At 68.7% G+C, this 23,000-nt stretch carries 19 protein-coding genes, 1 tRNA gene and 2 pseudogenes; 16 read left to right on the top strand and 6 right to left on the bottom strand.

The window, feature by feature from the left end:
• Positions 1–76: 76 nt before the first annotated feature.
• Positions 77–1,675 (top strand): YibE/F family protein, encoded by a 1,599-nt coding sequence (locus ABZ624_RS23815; RefSeq protein ID WP_360092330.1) that lies wholly within the window; start codon positions 77–79, stop codon positions 1,673–1,675.
• A 282-nt stretch (positions 1,676–1,957) separates the two neighbouring features.
• Here ABZ624_RS23815 and ABZ624_RS23810 read toward each other — a convergent pair whose 3' ends face one another.
• On the bottom strand, positions 1,958–2,992 hold the full coding sequence (locus ABZ624_RS23810) for a DNA topoisomerase IB (protein ID WP_360092327.1): 1,035 nt from the start codon (positions 2,990–2,992) through the stop codon (positions 1,958–1,960).
• 121 nt (positions 2,993–3,113) lie between these two features.
• On the opposite strand from ABZ624_RS23810, the gene ABZ624_RS23805 reads away from it, so the two are divergent.
• From ABZ624_RS23805 to ABZ624_RS23775, 7 genes and pseudogenes are all read left to right on the top strand, one after another.
• On the top strand, positions 3,114–3,308 hold the full coding sequence (locus tag ABZ624_RS23805; RefSeq protein ID WP_360092324.1) for a hypothetical protein: 195 nt from the start codon (positions 3,114–3,116) through the stop codon (positions 3,306–3,308).
• A gap of 283 nt (positions 3,309–3,591) precedes the next feature.
• Positions 3,592–3,999 carry an ANTAR domain-containing protein gene (locus ABZ624_RS23800; protein ID WP_360092321.1) on the top strand — a complete coding sequence of 136 codons (408 nt, stop codon included), beginning with the start codon at positions 3,592–3,594 and terminating at the stop codon, positions 3,997–3,999.
• A gap of 582 nt (positions 4,000–4,581) precedes the next feature.
• Positions 4,582–5,190: pseudogene (locus tag ABZ624_RS23795) on the top strand (ABC transporter ATP-binding protein); the annotation flags it as partial.
• 105 nt (positions 5,191–5,295) lie between these two features.
• Positions 5,296–6,762 carry a site-specific integrase gene (locus ABZ624_RS23790; protein ID WP_360092318.1) on the top strand — a complete coding sequence of 489 codons (1,467 nt, stop codon included), beginning with the start codon at positions 5,296–5,298 and terminating at the stop codon, positions 6,760–6,762.
• A complete protein-coding gene (locus ABZ624_RS23785; RefSeq protein ID WP_360092315.1) occupies positions 6,747–8,489 on the top strand; it encodes a hypothetical protein in 1,743 nt (580 codons plus the stop codon). Before ABZ624_RS23790 ends, ABZ624_RS23785 begins: the two co-directional genes overlap by 16 nt.
• Positions 8,490–8,626: 137 nt before the next feature.
• Positions 8,627–10,666 (top strand): integrase, encoded by a 2,040-nt coding sequence (locus ABZ624_RS23780; RefSeq protein ID WP_360092312.1) that lies wholly within the window; start codon positions 8,627–8,629, stop codon positions 10,664–10,666.
• Position 10,667: 1 nt separating this feature from the next.
• Complete coding sequence (locus ABZ624_RS23775; RefSeq protein WP_360092309.1) at positions 10,668–11,165, top strand: hypothetical protein; 498 nt, start codon at positions 10,668–10,670, stop codon at positions 11,163–11,165.
• A 27-nt stretch (positions 11,166–11,192) separates the two neighbouring features.
• Here ABZ624_RS23775 and ABZ624_RS23770 read toward each other — a convergent pair whose 3' ends face one another.
• Positions 11,193–11,864, bottom strand: a complete 672-nt coding sequence (locus ABZ624_RS23770; protein ID WP_360092306.1) for a TetR/AcrR family transcriptional regulator — start codon at positions 11,862–11,864, stop codon at positions 11,193–11,195.
• 63 nt (positions 11,865–11,927) lie between these two features.
• On the opposite strand from ABZ624_RS23770, the gene ABZ624_RS23765 reads away from it, so the two are divergent.
• The 7 genes and pseudogenes from ABZ624_RS23765 to ABZ624_RS23735 all read left to right on the top strand — a co-directional run bounded on the left by ABZ624_RS23765 (position 11,928) and on the right by ABZ624_RS23735 (position 19,253).
• Positions 11,928–12,926: an ATP-binding cassette domain-containing protein gene (locus ABZ624_RS23765; protein WP_360092303.1), complete on the top strand. Its 999-nt coding sequence runs from the start codon at positions 11,928–11,930 to the stop codon at positions 12,924–12,926.
• Positions 12,926–13,768 carry an ABC transporter permease gene (locus ABZ624_RS23760; RefSeq protein ID WP_360092300.1) on the top strand — a complete coding sequence of 281 codons (843 nt, stop codon included), beginning with the start codon at positions 12,926–12,928 and terminating at the stop codon, positions 13,766–13,768. The genes ABZ624_RS23765 and ABZ624_RS23760 overlap by 1 nt, the downstream gene beginning before the upstream one ends.
• A gap of 269 nt (positions 13,769–14,037) precedes the next feature.
• Positions 14,038–15,396: pseudogene (locus ABZ624_RS23755) on the top strand (ABC transporter ATP-binding protein); the annotation flags it as partial.
• Between the two features lie 19 nt (positions 15,397–15,415).
• Entirely contained in the window at positions 15,416–16,588 is a 1,173-nt protein-coding gene (locus tag ABZ624_RS23750; protein WP_360092297.1) for a methyltransferase domain-containing protein, read from the top strand.
• Positions 16,585–17,166: a class I SAM-dependent methyltransferase gene (locus tag ABZ624_RS23745; RefSeq protein ID WP_360092294.1), complete on the top strand. Its 582-nt coding sequence runs from the start codon at positions 16,585–16,587 to the stop codon at positions 17,164–17,166. Before ABZ624_RS23750 ends, ABZ624_RS23745 begins: the two co-directional genes overlap by 4 nt.
• A 23-nt stretch (positions 17,167–17,189) precedes the next feature.
• On the top strand, positions 17,190–18,356 hold the full coding sequence (locus ABZ624_RS23740; RefSeq protein ID WP_360092291.1) for a bifunctional class I SAM-dependent methyltransferase/NUDIX hydrolase: 1,167 nt from the start codon (positions 17,190–17,192) through the stop codon (positions 18,354–18,356).
• Between the two features lie 60 nt (positions 18,357–18,416).
• Entirely contained in the window at positions 18,417–19,253 is an 837-nt protein-coding gene (locus ABZ624_RS23735) for a GNAT family N-acetyltransferase (protein ID WP_360092288.1), read from the top strand.
• 433 nt (positions 19,254–19,686) lie between these two features.
• Here ABZ624_RS23735 and ABZ624_RS23730 read toward each other — a convergent pair whose 3' ends face one another.
• From ABZ624_RS23730 to ABZ624_RS23720, 3 genes are all read right to left on the bottom strand, one after another.
• Positions 19,687–19,929: a DUF5302 domain-containing protein gene (locus ABZ624_RS23730; RefSeq protein ID WP_360092285.1), complete on the bottom strand. Its 243-nt coding sequence runs from the start codon at positions 19,927–19,929 to the stop codon at positions 19,687–19,689.
• 260 nt (positions 19,930–20,189) lie between these two features.
• Positions 20,190–20,263 (bottom strand) — tRNA-Met (locus tag ABZ624_RS23725).
• 158 nt (positions 20,264–20,421) lie between these two features.
• A complete protein-coding gene (locus tag ABZ624_RS23720) occupies positions 20,422–20,955 on the bottom strand; it encodes a GNAT family N-acetyltransferase (protein ID WP_360092282.1) in 534 nt (177 codons plus the stop codon).
• A gap of 587 nt (positions 20,956–21,542) precedes the next feature.
• On the opposite strand from ABZ624_RS23720, the gene ABZ624_RS23715 reads away from it, so the two are divergent.
• Complete coding sequence (locus tag ABZ624_RS23715) at positions 21,543–21,893, top strand: DUF5996 family protein (RefSeq protein WP_360092279.1); 351 nt, start codon at positions 21,543–21,545, stop codon at positions 21,891–21,893.
• Positions 21,894–22,435: 542 nt separating this feature from the next.
• On the opposite strand, the gene ABZ624_RS23710 is transcribed toward ABZ624_RS23715, so the two are convergent.
• Positions 22,436–22,912 (bottom strand): helix-turn-helix domain-containing protein, encoded by a 477-nt coding sequence (locus tag ABZ624_RS23710; protein WP_360092443.1) that lies wholly within the window; start codon positions 22,910–22,912, stop codon positions 22,436–22,438.
• Positions 22,913–23,000: the final 88 nt, after the last annotated feature.

Below are 23,000 nucleotides of genomic sequence, written 5' to 3'. Positions count from 1 at the left end.
GTTCCCGTACCCTTCCCGAGAGCCGCCGCGCAGGACCGGCTCCGGAGGGGGCACGGACAACCGCGAGGGAGACGGCATGGGAGCCGCTGACCGGCAGAGTGCCGGGGACTGGAACGATGTCGGCAACCGGCCCACAGCCAGGAGTGGTCGCACCGGCGAGTACGGCCACGACTACCGGTACGGGGATCTCCCCGAGTCGGCGCCTCACCCCGGCTACGGATCCCCTTTCGACGCGGGCCATGTCCCCTCTCCGGCCATCGGCCACGGGCACACCCCCGTGACAGGCGACGGGCGCGCCGCGGTCACTGGCACCGGGCAGGGCTCCGACCACGGTCACGAAGCGGGCGCCAGCGGCCACGCGCACGGTCACAGCCACAGCCACAGCCACGGGCCTGCCGCCCCCGTCTCGCGGCATCTGCGCAAGGTCATCGCGGCGATCCTGATTCCGTTCACCGCCGCGGTCGTGGTGGGGCTAGTGGTGCTGTGGCCGGGCGAAGCACCGCCGCACAAGCGCACCGGCGTCGGCTTCGACCAGCAGACCCAGCAGGCGACGGTCACCAGACTCGTCGAGGTGAGCTGCAAGTCGGTGAACGCCTCGGGCGAGACCCCGACCGGCGATACCTCCACCGCCGAGGGCAACTCGGCACAGCAGGAGGCGAACGGCACCTGTCACAAGGCCACGATTCGGGTTGACACCGGCAAGGACAAGGGCCGTACGTTCATCGAGATCGTGCAGCCTGACCAGGCGCGACAGTTGCACCAGGGCGAGAAGGTCGTAGCCGCATACGAACCCTCCGCGCCCAAGGACCTGCAGTACTCGGTCACCGATGTCAACCGCGGATTCCCGATGAGCCTGCTGGCCGGCATCTTCGCGCTCGCCGTCGTGGTGGTCGGCCGGCTGCGCGGCGTGATGGCGTTGGCCGCGCTGGCCATCAGCTTCATGGTGCTGAACTTCTTCATCCTGCCGGCGGTCCTGCACGGCTCGAATCCGCTGCTCGTGGCAGTGGTCGGCTCGAGTGCGATCATGCTGATCGCCCTGTACATGTGCCACGGCCTGTCGGCCCGTACGTCGGTGGCGGTGCTCGGCACCCTGGTCTCGCTGGGACTGATCGGCATCCTGGGCTCGGAGTTCATCGACTGGGCCGCTCTCACCGGCAACACCGACGACAGCACCGGCCTGATCCACGGCCTGTACCCGAAGATCGACATGAGCGGTCTGCTGCTCGCCGGCGTCATCATCGGCTCCCTCGGCGTGCTCGACGACGTCACGGTGACACAGACATCGGCCGTCTGGGAACTGCACGACGCCAACCCCACGATGGGCTGGCGCGGCCTGTACCGAGCAGGCATCCGCATCGGCCGCGACCACATCGCCTCCGTGGTCAACACCCTCGTCCTCGCCTACGCCGGCGCCGCACTGCCGCTGCTGCTTCTCTTCTCCATCGCCCAAAGCGGCGTGGGCACGGTCGCCAACAGCGAGTTGGTGGCCGAGGAGATCGTGCGCACACTGGTCGGATCGATCGGCTTGGTGGCCTCTGTGCCGGTCACCACGCTTCTCGCCGCCCTGGTCGTCTCGGCCGACCGGCCCGGCCCGCAGGCGGAAACGGCAACTGCGGTCCCAGCAGCGGCTGGCCGAGCGGCTGGGGGCCGGGGCGGACGTCGACGGAAACGTTGAGGGCCATCTCTTCGAGATGGTCCCAAGCCACGTCATCCACTGCCTCGTCCGCCGGGGCGTGGAGAAGCCGTCAATTCCCGCTCCGGCGCCGCATAGTCCCCTTGCTCTCGGTCGGCTTCGGCGACCACAGCCCACGAGTCCGGCCACACGTCCAGCAGCCCCTTCCGGCGATCACCCGTCGATACGGCGCCGATGACTCCAATCCCTGCGGCGCTCGGATGATCCGCCGGACAGGGCCCAGTACTCCTGTCAGATTTCGTGTCCTGAGCTGCCTCTTGCCGCTTACTGGGTCTCGGGCGGGCGGCCGGTCCGGAGCATGCGCAGTACGGCTCGTTCGGCAGGTCCGTGCGTGGCGGGGATGCCGTAGGGGCCTTCGTCGCCGAGCTGGGGCAGTGCGGCGGCGACCGTCACGCCTTCCTCGTACAGTTCGATCACCCGCGGGTTGATGTAGGAGGCGCGGCAGACCGCGGGGGTGTTGCCGAGATACCCGGCCACCTCGCGCGCCGCCCGGGCGATGGCCCGGCGCCGGGCAGTCTCGCTGCGCGCGACGGATTGCGAGACGGCGAGGGCCACGGCGGCCATGACGGTGGCGTGCCAGGTGCGGAAGTCCTTGGCGGTAATATCCAGGCCGGCCAGTTCCCTGAGGTAGGCGTTGATGTCGTCGCCGCTCAGCTCGTGCCAGGTGTGCTGCTGCCAGTAGGCCAGGAGCCGGTCGCCGCCGCCCCGGCGCCGCCGCAACGCGGTCAGGGTGCGGCAGGTGGCGGGGTCTGCGACCGTCTTCATGATCTCCTTGCCGTGCTTGCCGGTGAAGGTGAACAGCACGGCACCGGCCTGGCAGCGAGAGTGCTCGCGCAGCAGAGTGGTGAGGCCGTAGCTGTGGTTCAGTTCGGTGTAGCGGTCGCTGCCGATGCGAAAGAAACCGAGGTCGAGCAGGCGTACTGCCGTGGCCAGGACCCGCTGCCTGGTCAGCCCCCGATCGCTCAGATGCCCCTCGACTGCCTCCCTCAGCGCGGGCAAGACCTCAGCGACGTCGAGTACGTGCTCGTGCTTGGCCTGCTCCTGTTCGGCACGGAACTGGGGGTGATACAGGTACTGGCGGCGTCCGGCAGCGTCGGTGCCCACGGCCTGAAGGTGCCCGTTGGCCCGGGTGCAGATCCACACATCACGCCAGGCCGGCGGTATGACCAACGCCCGGATCCGGGTCAGCTCCGCCGGATCGCGCAGTGGCTCACCCAGGGTGTCGAGGTACCGGAAGCCGCGCCCATGCCGCAGGCGGCGGTACCCGGGGTCAGTGGGACGACTGTGGTAGAGACGCATCCCAACCTCCTGAGACTCACCAAAGACCGGTCTCCTCCCTCGTCGCCGCACCATGAGCCGGTCACCTGGTTCATCATTCGACTACCCCCATCGCCTCGATGGTTTCCTCCAGGGTTGAGCCGTGCCCCACACCACCGGCCACGTCCCAGACCTCGTGGACGGGTTCGTACGGGAAAGCGTCGACGAGCTGATGACGGTGGCCCGCTTCAGGTGGGTGGCCAGCGGCGATCCCTCGACGGTGGGGCCGGCGGTGCTCTGGAGCAGGCAGGCACGCGTCGTCCCCCGCCTGAGATCTGCGATCTGTGCGGGGCGGTGATCCGGCCGGGGAGAGAGCTCGGCATGCGCCGATACCGGGCTCGTCTGCGACCCGCGCCGCGGAGTCGACGTACGACGGCGAGCGGATGCTGGTCGGGTGCTCGCGCGAACACCTGACGCAGCTGAAGGAGCAGTACAAACGCCCGATCGGCGGCGGAAAAGCGCAGGTTCAGCCGGTCGCGCAGCGCAGACACGTGGCGCCGATCGGCACCTGCCGGTCCGTCCCGGTGACCTTGACCCTGTGATGGCGTGTGCCGGGGGGCGGACGGGGCAGGAAATTTTCTATGCGACCTCCCCAGCGCGAGTACGTCCGGCGTGGCCGCAGCGAAGGACACGCTTCCTCGCCGTGCGGTGGCCGGGCGGCAGCGAGTACAGACACCGGCACACCCGAACGGGAACGGCTTGCGCAACTCGAATGCGAGAACGCCCAGCTCAGAGAGGCGATGGAGAGCCGACCGGTCATCGACATGGCGCGGGGAGTACTGATGGCAGGTTTCGGCTGCCCGCCTGATGACGCCTTCGAGATCCTGGCGATGGTCTCGCAGCACAGCAATATCAAGCTGCGATTGCTCGCGAAGACGGTGACGGCGGCCGCGACCGGCCGGGAACCGATGCCCCCCAAGTTGCAGGACCACCTCGCGGCAGCGGTCGACGCGTGGCGCCGCGCACGCGAGACGGGCATGCACGGGTAGTGGGTGAGCGCCCGACCGGGAATGGGCCGCAGCACCTGGGGAGCCCCGAGGCAAAACGCCTCGACGGCGTGGTGGTCGCCACTGCCAATGTTCCGGCATCTCCCCCAGGGGCCACTGGACCGTAGCGAAGGCGTGGAGGTGCCGCGCTTCATCGAACGCCCCGGCCACGGGCGCCGGAACAGCGGCACGCTCGGCGTTTTGGCCATCGCCGCTCCAGCCCCCGTTCCTTGCACCGCAAGGGTCGATGCAACCCACAAGCTCCGGCGCGCGCTCAATCCCGGGGCTACCAACACGACCGAAACACGTGTGTTCGAAATTCCGGCCGGCTCGTTGAGCGACAGGAGTAGCCGCACAACCGTCGAGGGGGACCCCGTTGAGTTCGGCCAAGACACAAGCACACACGACTCTCCATAACGTGGCACGGGGCGAGGAGTACTCGTACCGCGACGAGTCCAGTTCCAGGGCTCCTGTGCGGATGAGCACCGTCTCGATGGCGCGGTGGCTGCCCACGCCGGCTCTCCGGGCGCCGGGCTGGTCCGGGCCGGGTGGCGCCCTGTGAAGAGGTTTTTCGGGCGTGTGCGGATGGCCGAGCCGGAGGTCTCCGACGCCGAGCAGGAGCTCTTCGGCGGTCCTTTGCGCTACGACTTCGGCTGGTCGGAACACGAGCGTGCCCGGCTGGACTTGACGATGATGTCGGCTCTGCGCTCTATGCCGAGGCTGGTCGGGGCGGCGTTGCGGATGGCGTGGCAGGCGGACCGCCGCGCTCTGCTCACGGTCGCGATCAGCGAGGTCGGGCAGGGTCTCGCCGCGGCGGTCGGGTTGCTCGCGGTCAACGCCGTCATGCATGCGCTGCTCGGCTCGGGCACGCCTGGGCAGCGATTGCACGCAGTCCTGCCCGGGCTGCTCGCCGCCGCCGGGGCTGCCGTGGTGAACTCGGGCCTGGCCGGATGGTCGACCTCGCGGGCGGGCCGGCTGGAGCCGCTGGTCGAGCGGATCGCCACGACCCAGTACCTGGCCGCCGCCGCGTCGGTGGAGCTGGAGGCCATCGAGGACCCGGAGTTCCGGCGGCTGATCGACGTCGCCCAGTACGGCGCCGGATCCGCCCGCCGCATGATCGGCGCGTGCGTGGCCGCGCTGAACGGAACGATCTCCCTGATCTCCACGGCCGGCGTGCTCACCATTCTCCACCCGGAAGTCGCCGCTTAATCGTCGTGTCGCTTTCCTCTCGGTACGCCTTGGAGTGATTTCTCCAAGTCTGTTGCACTGAGGTCGTGTCGAATATCTAGGCTCCGCGCCATGCAACTGATCGGCTTCTCCGCGACCGGCTGGGAGTCCTGGGATGTGGCTCGACAGCCGCTCATCCGGAACCGGATGCCTGTACTCATCGACGACGACCTGAGATTCGAGGACGCTCCAGGAGCGCCCCGGCCGACGGTGTTCGTCAATCGCTGGCTGCGTGAGCTTCCGCTGAACGGCGCCCCGGCCACGCGCACTTGGCAGAACAGCGCCAGCTGCCTCCGCGACTGGCTGACGTTCCTCCACGTCCGGGGTGTCAGCCCCCTGGGTGACGGTCAGGACCTGCGCGCCGCCCTGGGCATGTACGCCGAGTACCGGCTGGCCGGCAAGCTGAAGGACCGCTGGGACCCCAGCACGTGGAACCTGAACATGGGCATCCTGTCAGGCTTTTACTCATGGGCCCGTGAAGAAGGCATCGCCTCCGCCGTGCCGTTCAGCTACCGGACGGGCCGGCGCATGGCAGAGGGGGTGCTGGTCGAGGTGGAGCGGAACCTCGCGAAGCTGCGCACTCCGAGGCCGCACACGACGATCAAGTACCTGGAACGGGACTTCGCGGAGCTGTTCGTGCGGGGCCTGGCAGGGCTCGGCCCGGATGGTGAGCCGGACCCGCGCTACCGCGGCCGGGAAGGGGCCCGCAACGCGGCGATGGCCCGTCTGGTGCTGTCCAGTGGCCTGCGGCGTCAGGAGTTCACGCACCTGACGATCTACGAGGTACCACCTCTTCCGCCCCGCCCGCGAACGCTGCCGGTGCTGTTTCCGCTGAGCCATGCGATCACCAAGGGGCAGAAGGCCCGTACATCGTGGATCAGCTATGAGGCGCTCGCCGAAGTGCACCAGTACATCGAGTTGGACCGGGCGGCGTCGGCCGAGGGCTTCACGTGGCGGCCGCCGTCGAAGCTGGGTGAGCCGCTGGTAGTGGAGGAGCCCGACTGGGAGGGCGCGTTCCTCAACGGGGAGCGGAGGTCGTGGCGGAAGTTACGTCCGTCCGAGAGGCTGCGCCTGGTCGCTCCGGATGGCAGTTCGCCGCTGCTGGGTTTGCAGTCCTCGGGGCAGCCGTTCGTGGACTGGGCCACGGTCTTCCGTCGGACGTCAGCCCGTATCCGCGAACGGTTCGAGCCGCGGTTTCCGACGGTGGCCCCGCACCGGCTGCGTCACTCGATGGCGATGGCGACCCTGGAGTGGCTGGTCACGGGCTACTACCAGCGGGCGGCTGCCCTCGCGGCGGACACCGGAAACGACGCCGCGATGGCTCTCTATCTGACCCGGAACGATCCGATGCTGATCCTGCGGGACTTGCTCGGCCACCAGAGCGTCCTGTCGACGGAGCTTTACGTCGCTCGCCTGGACGTCACACGGATCTATCGCGACGCCTACAAGGACACGACCGGCGTGCCGCATCCGGAGGCCGCCGCCGAGGCTGCGGCCGAGTTCGATGACGAGGAGGCCAGCGGATGCCCGCGTATGTGATGGACGAGCCGTTGGCCGTGCACTTCGTGTTCCCCAACGGCCGTGAGTGGACGGCCGTTCTGGACGGTCTGCCCAATCCCGGGCTGGCGCGCGACCTTGCGAAAGGGCTCGCGGCCAACGCGCACCCTGAGGGCGGCATCGGAGCCAAAAACACAGCCAAGGCGTACGCGGTGGCCCTGCGCCAGATGGTGAACGCTTTGACTGAGGCCGGGTTTACCGGGAATGCCCCGGATCTGACGCGGGCCACGCTGGTCCGCTATTGGATGGCCAGCACGTATACCCGTGAACGCGAGACCCGCATCCTGTTGAAGGGCTTCGACGCGGTCACCGGAGCCCTGCATCCGGAGGTGCGGACGTACCTCACGGGGAACCAGATCCAGGCGTATCGAAGCACCAGTCCGTACAAGGCGTACACCGATGGAGAGTGGGAGCGGCTGGAGACGTCGTGCCGGGCGGTGGTGGACGACAGCTGGGCCCGTCACCGGCGGGCTCTGGAACTGGCCGCGCAGGGCGGGGAGCCGTCGACGAGCGCGCAGCACAGTCCGCAGGACATCGCCTGGCTGCTGTTGCGGGACGGCCCCTTCCCGGACCGGCCCGTGTACCGGGCGCAGACACAGGGCACGAAGTCGACGCAGTGGGACCTGCGCCGGGCAGTGCGGCAGGTACGCAGCGATCTGTTTCCGCACCCGGTCGTCCAAGTCGCCTACTCCGTCCTGTTCGGCATGTACTGCGGAGTCGTACCGGACGGCATTGACGATCTGGGCTTGGACGGTCTCGAGTGGACCGGCGACGCCACGATGCTGATCACCTACATCAAGGGGCGTACTGCGCGAGAGAGTTCCAATCTTCCGACTCGGGCGGTGCGGCTGCTGGAACGGTGGCTGGCGTACTCGGCGCCACTGCGGAACTTCGCTGACGCCGAGATCCGCGGGCAGCTGTGGATCTCGTACACGCCGAAGTGGTTCACGGCGAGTGGGGAGTTCAGTTCGGTCGTCGGCCCTCCGTCGGGCACGGGCCGTCATCGTGATCTGGTGAAGCAGTTGGGCCTGGTGGACGATGCGGGGAAGCCGTTCGTGATCCATCGCGGCCGGATTCGTGCGACGTACCACGAGCGATTGGCCAGGCGCGGGTGGACCGGGCGGGCCACGATCGATCCGAACCACACCGCCCGCACCGAAGGCGATCACTACGTCACTCCGACCAGTCCTGCTCAGCTCGATGCGGTGGAGTCGATCATCGAGGACGAACAGGCCGACATCCTGCGCAAGGCGCTACCGCCGGTGGTGCTCTCGGCCGAGCAGGCAGCGCGGTTCGCCGAGGATTTTCCTGACGAGGTGAAGCGACTCGAGCTGGATGCCGCGGCCATCGCTGAGCTGGTGGGCGGCGAGCGCGATGTGTTCACCGCTGCGTGCGCCGATCAACTGGCCGGGGTCCACGGTCCTGCCGGGCAACCGTGTCCGGCCCGGCCGTGGGTATGTCTTCTGTGCCCGCTGGCGGTGTTCTTGCCACGTCATGCGGCGAACCTGCTCCGGCTGAACGCCTTCTTCGCGCGGCAGTTCCGGCAGATGCCCACGGAGAACTTCGTCCGGGTCTTCGGTCCGTACGCCGACCGTCTGGCCAACGAGATCCTGCCGAAGCTCTCCACCGAGGCCAAGGTAAAGGGAGAACGCGAGGTGGCTGACGACGACACTGATCTCCCGCTGAGGCCCGAGGAGGCCACACTGTGACGTCCCATCCCGTACATACACTTCTTTCCCGTCACCGTCGGCCAGCCTCGGTCTTCGCTCAGAGTGACGTATGTGAGATCGCAGGGCTGCGACGCGTCGAGGGCGCGACACGCCCGCGGTTCGAGCAGGACCGTTGGGTGTTCTCCGGCCTCGCGGACGCACACCGGATGATGTCCGACCACGAGCAGATCTGGGACTTCACCCGGATCGTCAATCCGCGATGGAGGGTTGTGGCCAAGGAGATCCTGCTGGCGATGCTGGCCCCGCAGTACGAGGCGGTGCTGGAGTGCGCGCATGCGCTACGGGCCGCCCGTTCTCCCCGGACCTGTTTCAACTTCCTGCAGCGATACACCGAGTGGTTCAACTGGCTCACAGAGCAGGGGATCACGGCTCTGGAGGATGTCACGCAGGAGATGTGCGAACGGTACCTGGAGCACTACTCGTGGAGCGTTCCGGTCCCCGGGCGGCCAAGGCGACGTCTCGAACCGTACTCAACCGTGGCGCACGTCCGGATCCTCAAACTGATCGCCCAGTACGAGGAACTGCTGTCCAGTGACAGCTACGAATCCGGGTTTGTCCCGTGGAGGGGGAAGACCGCCACCCAGGTCGTCGGCTACAAGTCGAAGGGGCCGAACCTCACACCGCCCGTGCCGGACTCCATGCTGCAGCCGCTGTTGGCCACCTGCCTGTACTTGGTCAATGAAGTGGGGCCGCATCTGGCAGACCTGATGGACGCGGCGCGTACCTCCCGAGCGGACACCACGGCGTCGGGCAGCGTCACCCTGGCGCGCCTTCCCGCTCTGCGGCAGGTCCTGGACCTCATGCGGGCCAGTGGCGAACCGCTACCCGCGGTTGATGATGTTCAGCTGCGGAAGCGCACCACGCTGGAACAGGAGGGCCCTCTGAAACGCCTGGGGTGGGAAGCACTCGCCCGCACCGTCGGCGCCCGCAGATTCGGAGACGACGCGCGTCGGCAAATGTTCCCTGAACTGACCACGCTGGCCGCCGAGGTCGGATTCCAGCCGCCGCTGGCCCGGCAGGCCGCAGCCATCCCGCGCATGGGGGACGGCGAACTGATCCCGTGGACATTGCCGTTGGCCGAGGGCGATCTCCTCTTCATGGTCGACCATGCGGTGACAGCCTGTCTGGTGGTGACCTGCGCCCTCAGCGGGATGCGGACCAGCGAACTCCTGGAGATCGAGGCAGGATGCCGACTCCCTGCTGTGGCGACGCCCGGGGGTGGCCGCCGGTTCCGGCTCGCCAGCCGCCTGATCAAAGGGCAGAAGTTCGGGGGAGTCCCCGACGAGTGGGTGGTCATCGAGCAGGTGGACCGGGCCGTGACCCTCGCCGAACGGCTGGTGAACCGGCCGGCCGGTGAGGCTCTGTTCGGCACCATCGACCTGGCCGGCCGGTTGAAGAATCTGCGTGGCTGGCTGGAGCGGACTGGCAACCGGGAGCGCTGGGGACTCCCGGTCATCCCCCGGGGCCCGCTCAATGCCAGGATGCTGCGCCGGACGCTGTCCCTGGCCATCGCGGAGCGTCCGGGCGGTCTGCTGGCGGCGAAGATCGCCCTCAAGCACATCTCCGTGGCCACCACGGAGGGCTACGCCGCTCGCCCCGGCGGATCCCAGCGGCTCTTCCATGCCGAGATCGAGGAGGCCGAGGAAGCCCATCATGTGCAGCTGACAGTGCAGGCATTCCGCGATGTCCAAGCGGGCCGTATGCCCGCCGGTCCCGGTGCACGCGGCCTGATCGAGGCGTTCCACCACGTGGATGCCCAGCTGAAGGACGCGGCCCGCACAGACCCGAAGATCCTCAAGGACGACCGTCACCTCGAGAATCTCCTGCGTAAACAGGCCAAGACGCTCCACGTCGGCCCCGCCAACTTCTGCTGGTTCCGCGACCCGTCCAAGGCCCTGTGCCTGAGCCTGGCCGGCACACCGAATGCGACGAAGCCGCTGGTCGGAATGTGCGACTCGGCTCGTTGCCCGCAGGCCACCCACCACCCATGTCATCGTCCCGTCTGGGCCGGACAGGCCACCGCCATCGATGTGTTCATCGGGAGCCCCCGGGTGGCCAAGGGCGAGAAGGCACGGCTGGCACCCGAACGCGATCGCGCCCTGCGGGTCGTCGCAGAGATCGACGCCGCCCAGGCTGCGCCCGGTGGAGGGGAGTGAGATGGCCCGGCTCACCCAGGACGACAAGGCTCGCAACGAGGCCGCAATCCGGGCTGCTATGGAACGGATCCTGAGCGGCAACCTGCCGCCCGGGGGGAAGGCGGACCTCAAGACCCTCGCCGCACTGGCCGGGGTCACCCGCACCGGCTTCTACCCCAAACCCAACCGCGACGGCACCGTCAGGCCCGGCGCCTACCAGCACCTTGCCGAGGAGTTCGAGCGACGGCTCAGGGAACTTCAGGACGCTGGGGAAATCCTCGATCCCCGAGTCGCGCAGATCGAGCGGCTCAAGAAGGAGAACGCCGAACTGAAGAGACGCATCACCGCCCGCGATGAGGAGCTGACGAAGCTGTCCGGGTTCAAGACCCTGGCGATCTCCCGGTTGGCCGCCCAGCACGACGAGATCATGCGATTGCGCGAGCAGGCCGCCAACGGCGAGAACGTCCGCCGACTCCCCGCTAGCAGCAACCGCACTGCTCCGTTCGGGTCGTGCAACTGACCGCCGAGAGCACCATCGCCCCGCTCCTCACTGCCGTGTTCGGTAGCTGCGCAGCCACATGTCGACGCCATCATCGACGATTTTCTTGATCTCGGCGGGTGAGAGCTCGTGCATGCCATAGCTGGACTGATGCGCCGCCTCATGGGCGGTGAGAAGGACGAGTTGATGGGCAGCCAGGTCGACATCGGGCACATCAAGGACACCCTTTCGCACCTGCCGCTCGATCTCCTGCGCGAGGGCCGCCTCGAACGGGGCACGCGGGCGCGCCCATTCTTCGGCGAGCTCGGGGTGGCGCACCTGCTCGGAGATGATGACGCGGCGTAGTGCGTTGAGGTCCTTTGCCAGGACCAGTTCCACCCAGAGACGTGCGGCAGCGCGAAGGTCCCGGTCCAGGTCACCCGATTCCTTGAACTCGGTCGCGAACCGGGACTCGGACTCGCTCGTCGCGTCGCGCTGTGCCGTCTCGATGACCGCGGTGAACAGGCTCTTCTTGTCCCCGAAGTGGTTGTAAATCGTCTGCTTCGAGACTCCGGCCTCCGCTGCGATCGCATCGACGCTGGTGTCGGTGAAGCCGTTGCGCAGGAACACGTGTCTGGCCGCGTCGATGATCGCCCGCCGCTTCCCGGGTCGGCCTGGGCGGGCGCCGTGTGCTGAGGGCGCCGCCCCCGCAGGAGTCTGATGTTGACGACTTGGACTCATGAGTCCAATACTATAGGCACCAACTTGGACTAGACGGTCTAGTCAAAAAACTCGGGAGCGCCCATGCCCTCTCTCCTCCAGCGCCGCACAGCCCCCTCCTCGGAGGGTTCTCCACCCGCCGACGCGATCGTCCACACCGAAGGGTTGAGCAAGATCTATCCGGACGGCACGGCCGCCGTGGACGCCCTCGACCTGTCGGTGCGCCGGGGCGAGGTGTTCGCCCTCCTCGGCCCGAACGGCGCGGGCAAGTCCACCACGGTGGGCATGCTGACCACAGGCGTCGTACCAACAGTCGGCCGGGCCTGGGTGGCCGGCATCGACGTCGCGGACCGGCCCGCCGACGCCCGCCGGAACATCGGCGTGGTACCCCAGCGCAACACGCTCGACCGCAGCCTGACCGTGCGCGAGAACCTGGTCTTCCACGGACGGTTCTTCGGCATGCGAACCGCCAATGCAGGACGCGAGGCCGATATCAGGCTTGAGCAGGTCGCGCTCGCGCACGTCGCCGGCAAGCCGGTGGACGGCCTGTCTGGAGGCATGACACATCGGCTGATGATCGCCCGCTCGATCCTGCACCGGCCACAGGTGCTCTTTCTCGACGAGCCGACCACCGGCCTGGACCCCCAAAGCCGTCTCGCCCTGCACGAGATCGTGCGCGGACTGCGCGCCGCCGGTCAGACGATCGTCCTGATCACCCACGACATGCAGGAGGCCGACCAGCTCGCCGACCGGGTGGCCATCATCGACCACGGACATCTACTGGCCCTCAACACCCCGGAGACACTCAAACGCTCGGTGGACGCCGACACCGTCGTCGCGGTGACCGCCGACACCGGCCCGCCGGTTCTCGCGGCACTCCTGAGCAAGCAGGTGCCCGGGGTCCGCGACGTGCACATCCTCAACGACTCCGTCCTGCTGACCGTCCACGGAGACCAGGCAGTGCTCCCGGCCATCGCCGCCGCCGTGGCGGACGCGGGCATCGGCCTGCGCGATGTCCGCGTCGAAGAACCCTCCCTGGAGACCGTTTTCATCCGCCTCACCGGCAAGGAACTACGCGACTGATGGACACCACCACCGCTGCTCTCGCCCCAGCCGCCGCACCGATCCGCCCCTCCGCCATCGCGACCTGCCGCGCGGTCGGCGCCCTGCTCGCCCGCGACCTCACGGTCCTGCGCAAGCAGCCGAGCAACTTCGTCGCCCGCACCGTCGTGCAACCGCTGATGCTGCTGTTCGTGCTCGGTTACGTCACCCCGAAGATCACACCGGGCCACGGCTCCGGCGCCCAGGCGGCGGATGAGGCCACCACGCTCCTGGCGGGAATGCTCGCGATGGTCGTCCTCTTCCAGGGCATCTTCGCCGTCGCCATGCCACTGGTGCAGGAGTTCGGCTACACACGGGAGATCGAGGACCGCGTGCTGTCCCCGATTCCCGTCGGGCTCGTCGCGTTCGCCAAAGTCCTCGCCGGTGCGCTCCAGGGCCTGCTGGCCGCGGTCGTCGTCTTCCCGCTCGCGGAGTTCGTCCCCTCAGCCCGGCCCGACCTCCACCTCCACTGGGCCGTGCTCCTGACCCTGGCACCGATCGGGGCACTGATGTGCTCCGGTCTCGGCCTCTTCCTGGGTACCGCCCTCGATCCGCGCAGCGTCACCGCGCTATTCGCGATCATGCTGACACCGCTGCTCTACCTCGGCTGCACCCTCTACCCGTGGAGCACACTCGACCAGATCCGCTGGGTCCAGGCGCTGTCCCTGGCCAATCCCCTGACCTACGTCAGCGAAGGCTTCCGCGCCTCGGTCACCACCGCCCCACACCTGAGCCTCTACATCGTCTACCCAGCCCTCATCGGCCTCACGGCCCTGCTCCTCTGGCAAGGGATGCACCACTTCCAGCGCCGCGTCGTCACCTGACCCTGGCGACCAGGCCACACCTGAGTGGCCGCCCCAAGTGGAGCCCTCGGGTGCGGCCACGCTTCTGCGGCGAGCCCCGCGGCGCCTGGATCCTGGCGACAACCTGGGCCTGAGATGATGGGCATCAATCAGCCAGAGCAGCGCGGCTTCCGTCGCTCCGACAACCGATGAAAGAGACACGATGCGCCGCCGTCACGTGACACGAGCCGAGGCGTCGACCCACCGCTAATGGGACACGGCCTGCGGGGGACACGGCGTCTGCAACGACTCACCCGGTCCTGCTGCCGATGCTGATCCTGATCGCGGCGCCGCGCGGCTGGGGTGCGATGCGGGTGGCGCAGGAACGGTACGTGTCGGTGATGAGCTGGGTCGAGCATGTGCGGGCCAGCCGCCTCATCGGCAACCTGCTCACGGAGCGCACCGCCGCGCAGGAAGTGCGCATCCACGCCGTCGGTCCGTTCCTGCTCAGCCGCTACGAGCGTATGGCCGAGAGCGCGGAGGCCGAGCAGGAGCGGCTGGCCGCCGGCAAAGCCGTCACCGAGTGGGTGGCCGCCGCACTGTCCGGCCTTGCCATGGCGGCGACGTACGCGGCCCTGTTCCTGCTGATCACGAGCGGGCACATGAGCCTGGCCGTGGCCGGGACCGCCGTCATCGCCGTCCGGTCCGGCTCGGCGAGCCTGGGCGCGCTGGTGATGAACATCAACCAGCTGCACGAGGAGTCCCTCTACGTCCGCGACCACGCCCGCTTCCTGGACGAGGCGACACGACGCACCATCCCCAGCGGCGGCGATCCCGTTCCCGCACAGGTGAAGCAGGTCGTCCTCGACCGGGTCGGCTACCGCTACCCGGACCGGGAAGCCCCCGCCCTGGACGGGGTCTCGCTCGCTCTGCCCATGGGTTCGGTCACCGCCGTGGTCGGCGAGAACGGCTCGGGCAAGAGCACGCTGATGAAGGTGTTGTCGGGCCTGTTGCTGCCGCAGAGCGGGACCGTGCGGTGGGGTGACGCCGAGGTTTCCTCCCTGGACCGCTCCCAGGTCTTCGAACGCGTCGCACTTCTCACCCAGGACTTCCAACGCTGGCCCGTGACCGCGGGGTTGAACATCCGAATCGGCCGGCCCGCCCGAGAAGCCGGCCCCGAGGACCTCCAGCCGTCCGTCGACTACGCGGGTGCCGGACCGGTCGTCGCGAAACTTCCCAAGGGGCTGCGCAGCCTGCTGGCCCGGATGTTCCGCGGCGCGAGCGAACTGTCCGGCGGCGAGTGGCAGAAGATCGGGCTCGCCAGAACCCACTGGCGCAGCTCCACCTCGGACGACGACGGCGTGCTCATCGTCGACGAGCCCACCTCCGCCCTCGACCCGGAAGCCGAGATCGCCGCTTTCGACCGCATCCGCGAGCTCGCCGCCCCGAACCGGGCCGTCGTCCTGGTCACCCATCGCATGTCCGGCGTCCGCTACGCCGACCGCATCTACGTTCTGCACCACGGACGGCTCGTCGAGCACGGCAGCCACGACGAACTCATGGCCACCCAAGGGCGCTACGCCTCGATGTTCAACGCGCAAGCCGCCCAGTACGCCCCCGCCGGCACCATCCCCCGCCCCGGCTCCCCCACCCTCGCCGATCCCGCATGACCCCCTCGAAAGGCCCAGCGTGACGACTCCTCCCACCACCGCGCAGGAACACGATCCCAGCGCACTGCGGAACCGGCTCGTCGATCGTCTCCTCGCAGCCGGACACATCCGCACCACCACTGTCGAGGCCGCCCTGCGCAGGGCTCCCCGTCATGCTTGCGCACCGGAAGTGCCTGTGCAGACCGCGTACGCCGATGACATCATCCCCACCCGGCACACGCCCGACGGCCGCATCTGCAGCTCCGTCAGCGAACCGTGGCTCCAGGCCGACATGCTCGAAGCCGCCCGTCTCCGGCCCGGCCACCGCGTCCTGGAGATCGGCTCGGGCGGCTACGACGCCGCCCTGATCGCCGAACTGGTGGGCCCGGCCGGAGAGGTCACCACCGCCGACATCGACGCAGACGTCACCGACCGCTCCACTCGCTTCCTCGCCACGACCGGATACGACCGTGTCCGTGTCCTCGCCTCGGACGCCGAACATCTGCCCACCGAGGCCGTCCCCGAAGACGACTTCGACGCAGTGATCGTCACGCTCACCGCCTGGGACCTGCCGTGGATCAACATGGTCGCAGCAGGCGGACGCCTCGTCGCCGTGCTACGCCTCCACCCGTACGTGTGGTCCATCGGTTTCACCCAACGTGACGGTGCGCTCATCAGTGACGAGCCGCTGACCGTGTGCGGCTTCGTCCCCGTGCAGGGCGCCGGCGCATGGGACCCGCACCTGCGCGCCCCGACTTCTGTTGCCTGTCCGTCGACCCGGACTACGACACCAGCGCCATCAGCCCCCGCCGCCGCACCGGCGCGGCGGGGCCATCGTGCGCGGGACGTCACTCGCACGCTGGCACACGAGCGGATCGGGGACGGCGATCACGGCGAAGGCGTATACGAGTTCGCCGTTCACGGCTACGGGCCGACCGGTCACCTGTCGGCCACGGAGATGACCGAGCACGTCCAGCACCGACAGCGCAACGACCGCGCCGCGCCCTGCCCGCACATCACCGTCCGGCTCCAGGACGGCACCGGACCGACAAGCGCCGGCACCGGCGGCCTACACCTGTTCCACAAGAAGCACACGCGGATCAAGACCGACTGGCCCGTCGTTCCCCGCGCCGCGGCCCTGCTCACCGACGGCCAAGGCCGTTGTCTCGCCCAACAGCCAGGCCCAGCCCGCTCGCCAGAAGGAGCCGAATGACGACCACCTCAGCCACCGCCGACTACTGGGAGCCACTCTGGGCCGGCGGGCGCCGATACCGGCAGGTTAACCGGGCCGAGGCCACGTTGCTGGCCGACCACGTTGGACCCGGCCGCGGACGCCCGGCGCTCGACATCGGCACCGGCGACGGCGCCCTCGCTGGCCACCTCCACCAGCTCGGTTACCACACCACCGGCATCGACTTCGCGCCCAGCGCCATCGCCGCAGCCCGGAACACCCAGGTTCCCCAGCACGATGGTGGCCCGGCCTGGCGGCTGATGGACTTCACCACCGACGACCTGAGCGCACTGCCGTATCCCGCGTATGCGGTCGTCACCTGCCGCCTGGTGTACCGGTGGATGGACGACAAGCCGGCTTTCCTGGACCGCGTCCGGCAGGTCCTCGCCCCCGGCGGGACCTTCTGGGTCGTCACCGAACTCGCCGGCCGCCGTGAGGTCGGTGATCCCTGCCAGCGCCTCGGGATCAGCCCCGTCGAGGCCGAGATCCTCACCGCGGGCTGGTCCGTCGTACGCACCGCGGACATCGACGTGCTGCGCTGTTACGCACTCCGCCCCTGAACATCGGAGCCAGAACGTTGGACATGGAACGGCAGACCCGCCTCATCTGGGAGGCGTACGGAGAACACCACCTGCGGCAGGGTACGCCCCTCACGGAAGTGGACCGGATCACCTGGGGCCCCGCAGCGAACGGGCCGGGGGATGATCTTCTCGGGGACCTCAGCGGCCTGCGTGTCCTGGACATCGGCTGCGGCCCCGCCCGGCACGCCGCCCACCTGGCCCGCACCTACGGCTCACACGTGGACGCCGTCGATGCTTCCCTCAGCCAGATCGAGCGGGCCCGCGCCCGCTACCCCGATGTGCCGGGCCTGCGGCTGGTCCACGCCGACGCCGTCGACCACCTGGGCACGGCAGCGCCGTACGACGTGATCTACTCCCTCAGCACCTTCCACTTCCTCGACCCGCACCGACTCCTACCCGCCCTGGCGACCGCCCTCAAGCCGGGCGGACGGCTGTGCTTCACCGTGCTGCACACCAACTCCGTCGGCGACGGCCCGACCTCGACCGTCACCCCACGCCCGGAGATCCTGCGCCTGGCAGGCGGCGACGACCTCACCGTGCACATGTGGGTGCTCACCCCCGAGTTGTGGGAAGACCTGCTCGTGCAGTACGGGTTCCGCGTGCAGGGCGTCACCGTCCTCGACGCGCCGGAGGAGAACAACCACGCCTCCTACCGGCTGTTCCAGGCCCACCGACCGGCCCGGATCACCGCCCGTCCGCGCACCGCGAAACCGCCTGCCGCCCACGCGGCCGTCGGCGTCGGCGCTGCGCTGCTCGGACCCCGGGGCCTGCTCCTGGGCCGGCACCGGCTGGGCACACGAGAACTGCCCGGCGGCACGGTGGAGCCGGGCGAGTCACTACAGCAGGCGGTCGTGCGCGAACTCGCCGAGGAAACCGGCCTGTACGCCGACCCAGCCGACGTCCGCGTCCTGGGCATGCTCCTCGACCAGGTCGGCGGCGTCGTCCGTATCACTTTCGGCGCGCTCGTCACCCGCTGGCGGGGCGAGCCCGCTGACCAACCCGGCGAGAGCGTCGGCGACTGGCGCTGGTGGCCGCTGGACGCCCTGCCCCCCGACCTGTTCGAGTGCAGCGCCCAGATCCTCACCGCCTGGCGCCCCGACCTGCCGATCGACCACGCACCCGCCCACTTCATTCCCCTCAACGACCCGAACACGACCGCCCCCGTGTGATTCCGGCCTGAACGGACGGAACCACACGGACAACCGCACTGTGGCCCCAAGGACCGATCCATGACCACTCCACGCCGTGCAACGCCCGCCGACGCCGAAGGCATCACCCACCTGCGGTCGGAGCTGATCCTCTCCCCACCACTCGACTCCACCTGGTCGGCCGTGTGCCGAGACCAGCTGGCCGAACGCCTCCAGCCTGCCGGCGACGCCCGGGCCTACGTCATCGACACACCCGATGGAGGACTCGCCACCTGCGCCCTGGCCCTGGTCAGCCCCGTACTGCCCGCACCCCGGTACCCAGAGGGACTGGCCGCACGCATCCAGGCAGTAGCCACCCGGCCCGGCTACCGACGCCGTGGCTACGCCAAGGCCGCCCTCACCGCACTCCTCGACGACCTGGAGCAGGAAGGCGTCACCCTCTTCGAACTGCACGCCAGTGACGAATCCAGGCCCCTCTACGAGGGACTCGGATTCATCAGCGATCCGGCACTCATGCGCAGAACCGCCCTGCCCCCGCAATCCCGTGGTCATCACACGCGCGCCGCTACCACCGACGAATGGGACACGATCCAGCGTCTGGCCGACACGTTCAGCGGCTTCGACACGAAGAACGGACTCCAACAAGAGGAGCAATGGACCCTGCAAGTACTCAAGCTCGCCGAAGAGGTGGGCGAGGCCGCGCAGGCAGTCATCGGCGCCCGGGGAACCAATCCTCGAAAAGGGCACAGTCACACGTGGACAGACGTCCAAGATGAGGTGGCCGACGCCGTCATCACCGGCATGGTCGCCCTGGCACGGCTGCGCCCGGACGCACGTGAACACTTCACTTCCGTCCTGGCCCGCAAAGCCGTGAACTTCCTTCGCCCGCACGACCCCAGTGACGAGGTGCTTCCCTAACGCAGCCCTGCCACCGTGCTTCCCGCTCCTTATCAGTGCCCAGCGCCTCGTCCCGGAAGACGGCTTCCCCAGCCCTACCAGCGTACAAAGATCTCCACCCACGACCAGATCTGGCCGCGCTGCCGGGCCGGGCTGACGTCCGCCGAACTGACGACTCGGCTCCTCGACGAAAGCGACTTCGGTAGCGGATTCGGGGCACCAGCCGGATCTTCAACGCCCTCGGCGACGAGCAGGGGGCCAGTTGCTGGCCGTCCTCGTCGACGGACATATCGCCAAGGCCCCCGCCAAGGCGACAGCGACCGGCCGACGCCGGCTAGTGTCCTGCGCCGGAAGTTCCTAGGCAGTTCCGGCTGAGCCGCAGGCGGTCAACCCGCATGGTCGACGCCGAGGACCCGATCGCTGCGCAGCACACTAGCTAGCGGCCGTTATGGACTCAGCCACCGCTCTTGCGTCGGAACGACCGCTGGTTTGCAGCCGGGCCGTGCGCGGCGCGGACCTTTGACGCGTCGGTGTTCGCAGCGAGTTCGGCGGCGTCCGCCTGCATACCGCGCTTGCGCGCCAGGGCCTCCCGAAACTTGCGCTTCAGGTCGTACTGGCCGTCATCGTCGGGCGAGAGGGCAGGGCTCTCGACGTCAGCCGACTCCGAACCTTCTTGTGACGGGGACTCTGCGGTCATGGCGACCTCCTGGGTTCGGACAGTGGAGATCACAGCTTGTCATGCCGGGCACCGCATGAGGCGTCCGAGGTCGGCATCACCAGCCGCCATCGGCCGCTCTGGCTCGCGGGGTCGGATCGCCGCGGCAGCAGAACGCCCGCTTCGTTGCTGCCCGGAGATTGACGCCTTCGTACCCCTGGAGCCCTGGTCGCCTGAGGATCGGGTTCGAGCGGGCTCAGACGCAGTGAAGGCCCGGTGGATACCGGGCCTTCACGTGTGAGTAGCGGGGACAGGATTTGAACCTGCGACCTCTGGGTTATGAGCCCAGCGAGCTACCGAGCTGCTCCACCCCGCGTCGGTACGGTGAACTGTACGGCATCGATCCCGCTGTGCCCAATCGGCTTTCGTCCGGAGGTGATGGCGCTCTTGGTGTCTCATTCCGTGGCGATCAATGCGGTCCATCGTCAGCGCTCGGTGGCCTCGTGATCGTGATGATCCGACGGCTCAGCCGGTTCACGCCTCGAATTCGGTGAGATCGATGGTGTGAACGTGCAGCGGATAGCCGTACACCGGGTGCACCGTCTCGCGTTCCGGCACCATGCCGAGCTTGCGGATGATGTTCTCGGAGGCGTCGTCACCCATCCGGTTGATGCTGATGACGCGGTCGAGGCCACGGTCCTGGAGCGCGAACTCCAGGGTGGCCTGGGCGGCTTCGGACGCGTATCCCTGGCCCCAGAACTGTGAGCCGAGCCGCCAGCTGATCGCCACGGCGGGCAGTACCTCCGGCAGGAACTCGGGCACGGACAGACCCGTGAAGCCGGCCAGTTCACCCGAGGCCAGCAGCTCGACGGCGAAGAGGCCGAAGCCCTCCTCGTCCCACTCCTCCTCCCACTTCTCGATGTCCTCGGCTGTGTGGTCCAGGTCGCGCACCGAGCCGTCGTCGATCCAGCGCATGACCTGCGGGTCCGCATTGATGTCCGCCATCGGCGCGAGGTCGTCGTCATGCCAGCGGCGGAGAAGGAGGCGGGGGGTACGGATCTCGGTCATGGTCCCATCCTGCCGAAGCAAGAGCCTCATCGGTAATCGGCGCTCGCCTGTGCTGGTGCCGCCGCTCTCCCGACTGCTCATGATCGACCGACCCGGCCACTGCTCGCCCGGCGCGGGTCACGCTGCGATCCTTTGGTCACGGTCGTGTCAGGAGTCCGTGGGTGTGCGTCGCGTGAGTGGATCTCTGAGCGGATCCGCCGTAACCGTCGGTTGGATCGGCGGCCTCGGGCCGGGCGCTCGCCCAGCGGTACAGGGTGTCGCGGAACACGGTGGCGAAGGCTCTGTCATGTCAGGTGCACTCCCGCTCTGCTGACCGAGGACCGACCGCTCCCTCGGCGGCGTGCCGGAGGAGACACTGCACCGCTTTGCGCAGATCGTCTGCAAGATCCGTTTGGCCGCGAGCGCCCGGCGCAAGCACTGTGGAACGTCCCGTTCCATGTCACTGTGTGCGGCATCACCACCCGCCCGATGGGTCAGGACGGCGAAGAGCAGCCCTCTCCGCTTCCGGGCCAGTCCGTCGCATCCTTCTACGACCAGACCCTGACCGCTCTCGCCGCACAGGCGTCCTGGGCGTCCTGGGCGTCCGGGTGGACATCCCTATTCCCAAGCCCTTCGATCTGCCCGACGCCGACCGGCCCTTCGCCGAGGACACCGAGCACGCGACCTACGACCCGGTGGCCGCACACCGCTACTGGCGGGTGCTGAGCCACACCTTCGACATCGCCCACAGCTTCGGCTTCTGGTTCGGCGACGACACCTTCGTCGAGCCCGCGTTCTACTCGTACACCGAGCCCGGCGACCGTCAAGGTCCCCAAGGCCGAGAAGGCCAGGCCCCGGCGCGTCGGGATCACCCGCCCTGTTCGCCGAGGGCGAGCCTGAGCGGGCTGCTCAAGCGGCCCAGCAAGCATTGGACGACGCCGCCCGCCCGTACAAGATGACCGCGGTGGGACGAGGTGCGGGCCCGCGCGGGGGCTCTCACCGCAGCCCGGCCGACCACGGTCGCCGCCTGAGACCATCGAAGCCATGGGCAAGCACTCCCGGCCCGGACCGCCGAACCAGCGGTCCCGCGTAGTCACGCGCGTTGATGGCTGCGGCCCGCCGGCTGTACAACCTGCGGCGCGAGTCACCTGAGCCCCGACGAGCCGCGGGCTCTGGAGGAGTGGGACGGTTCTCCAGACACCTCATAGGTGTCTCAGAGCGGGGCGAAGCAACTGGTGTCTCGTTCCTACTTCTGGTTCGAGGACATCCGGCAGCCCAGTCCCGTCAGGGGGCGGAACTGACGCTTCCCCTGACATCGCCGCAGCGGCCTCCGACCTGGGAGAGGACCTGGTCCCGGACGGCGAGTCTGTATCGGGGGCGAGGAGGCTGCGGTACCGGGGCGGGTGCCGCCGCCGTGGGGAAATGGCTCAGTGAGAGCTGCCGTGCCGTGGGTGCAACTCTGCCTCGGACTTGCCTGTGCAGGAAGATCGACTGAGCGCGGTTAGGCGTTGGCGACTCGTTCGGGGGGTCCACCCGTGGCGAAGCGTGCCTGTACGTCGGGGCTGTCGAGGAGTCGGGCCGGGTAGCCGGGTCCGGTCCGCACCGCGACGTCTTGGTGGTGCAGTGGTTCACCGCATGAGGAGCAGACGACCTTGGCCTGGGTGTCGTGGTCGCAGGCGGTGTGGTGCATGACCACGGGGATGCCGTCGTCATCGGTCAGCCACCGGTCGCCCCAGGCGTTGATCGCGGCGAGCACGCCGAAGAAGTCCCGGCCCTTGTCCGTCGGCAGGTACTCATGACGGACCGGCTCGCTCTGGTAGGGGCGGCGCTGCAGCAGGCCGGCGTTCTCCAGGCGCCGGAGCCGGTCGGTGAGGGTGTTGCGCGCGATGCCGAGCGAGTCGATGAAGCCGTCGAAACGTGGAGCATGGCACTTGCACCGGAGGCCATCCGCGTCAGCCGCGCGGCCGGCTACGCCCAGAGGTCGTCGGGGCCGCTGCGGGCAGATCCAGTCCGGCGCCCCTGCACGCGGTACGGCCTGAGCGGGTGACGACGCCGGACGGTGCCGG

This window comes from Streptomyces sp. NPDC007205 (assembly GCF_040634095.1).
Lineage (GTDB): Bacteria > Actinomycetota > Actinomycetes > Streptomycetales > Streptomycetaceae > Streptomyces.
This window is presented reverse-complemented; position numbering and strand designations above follow the sequence as displayed.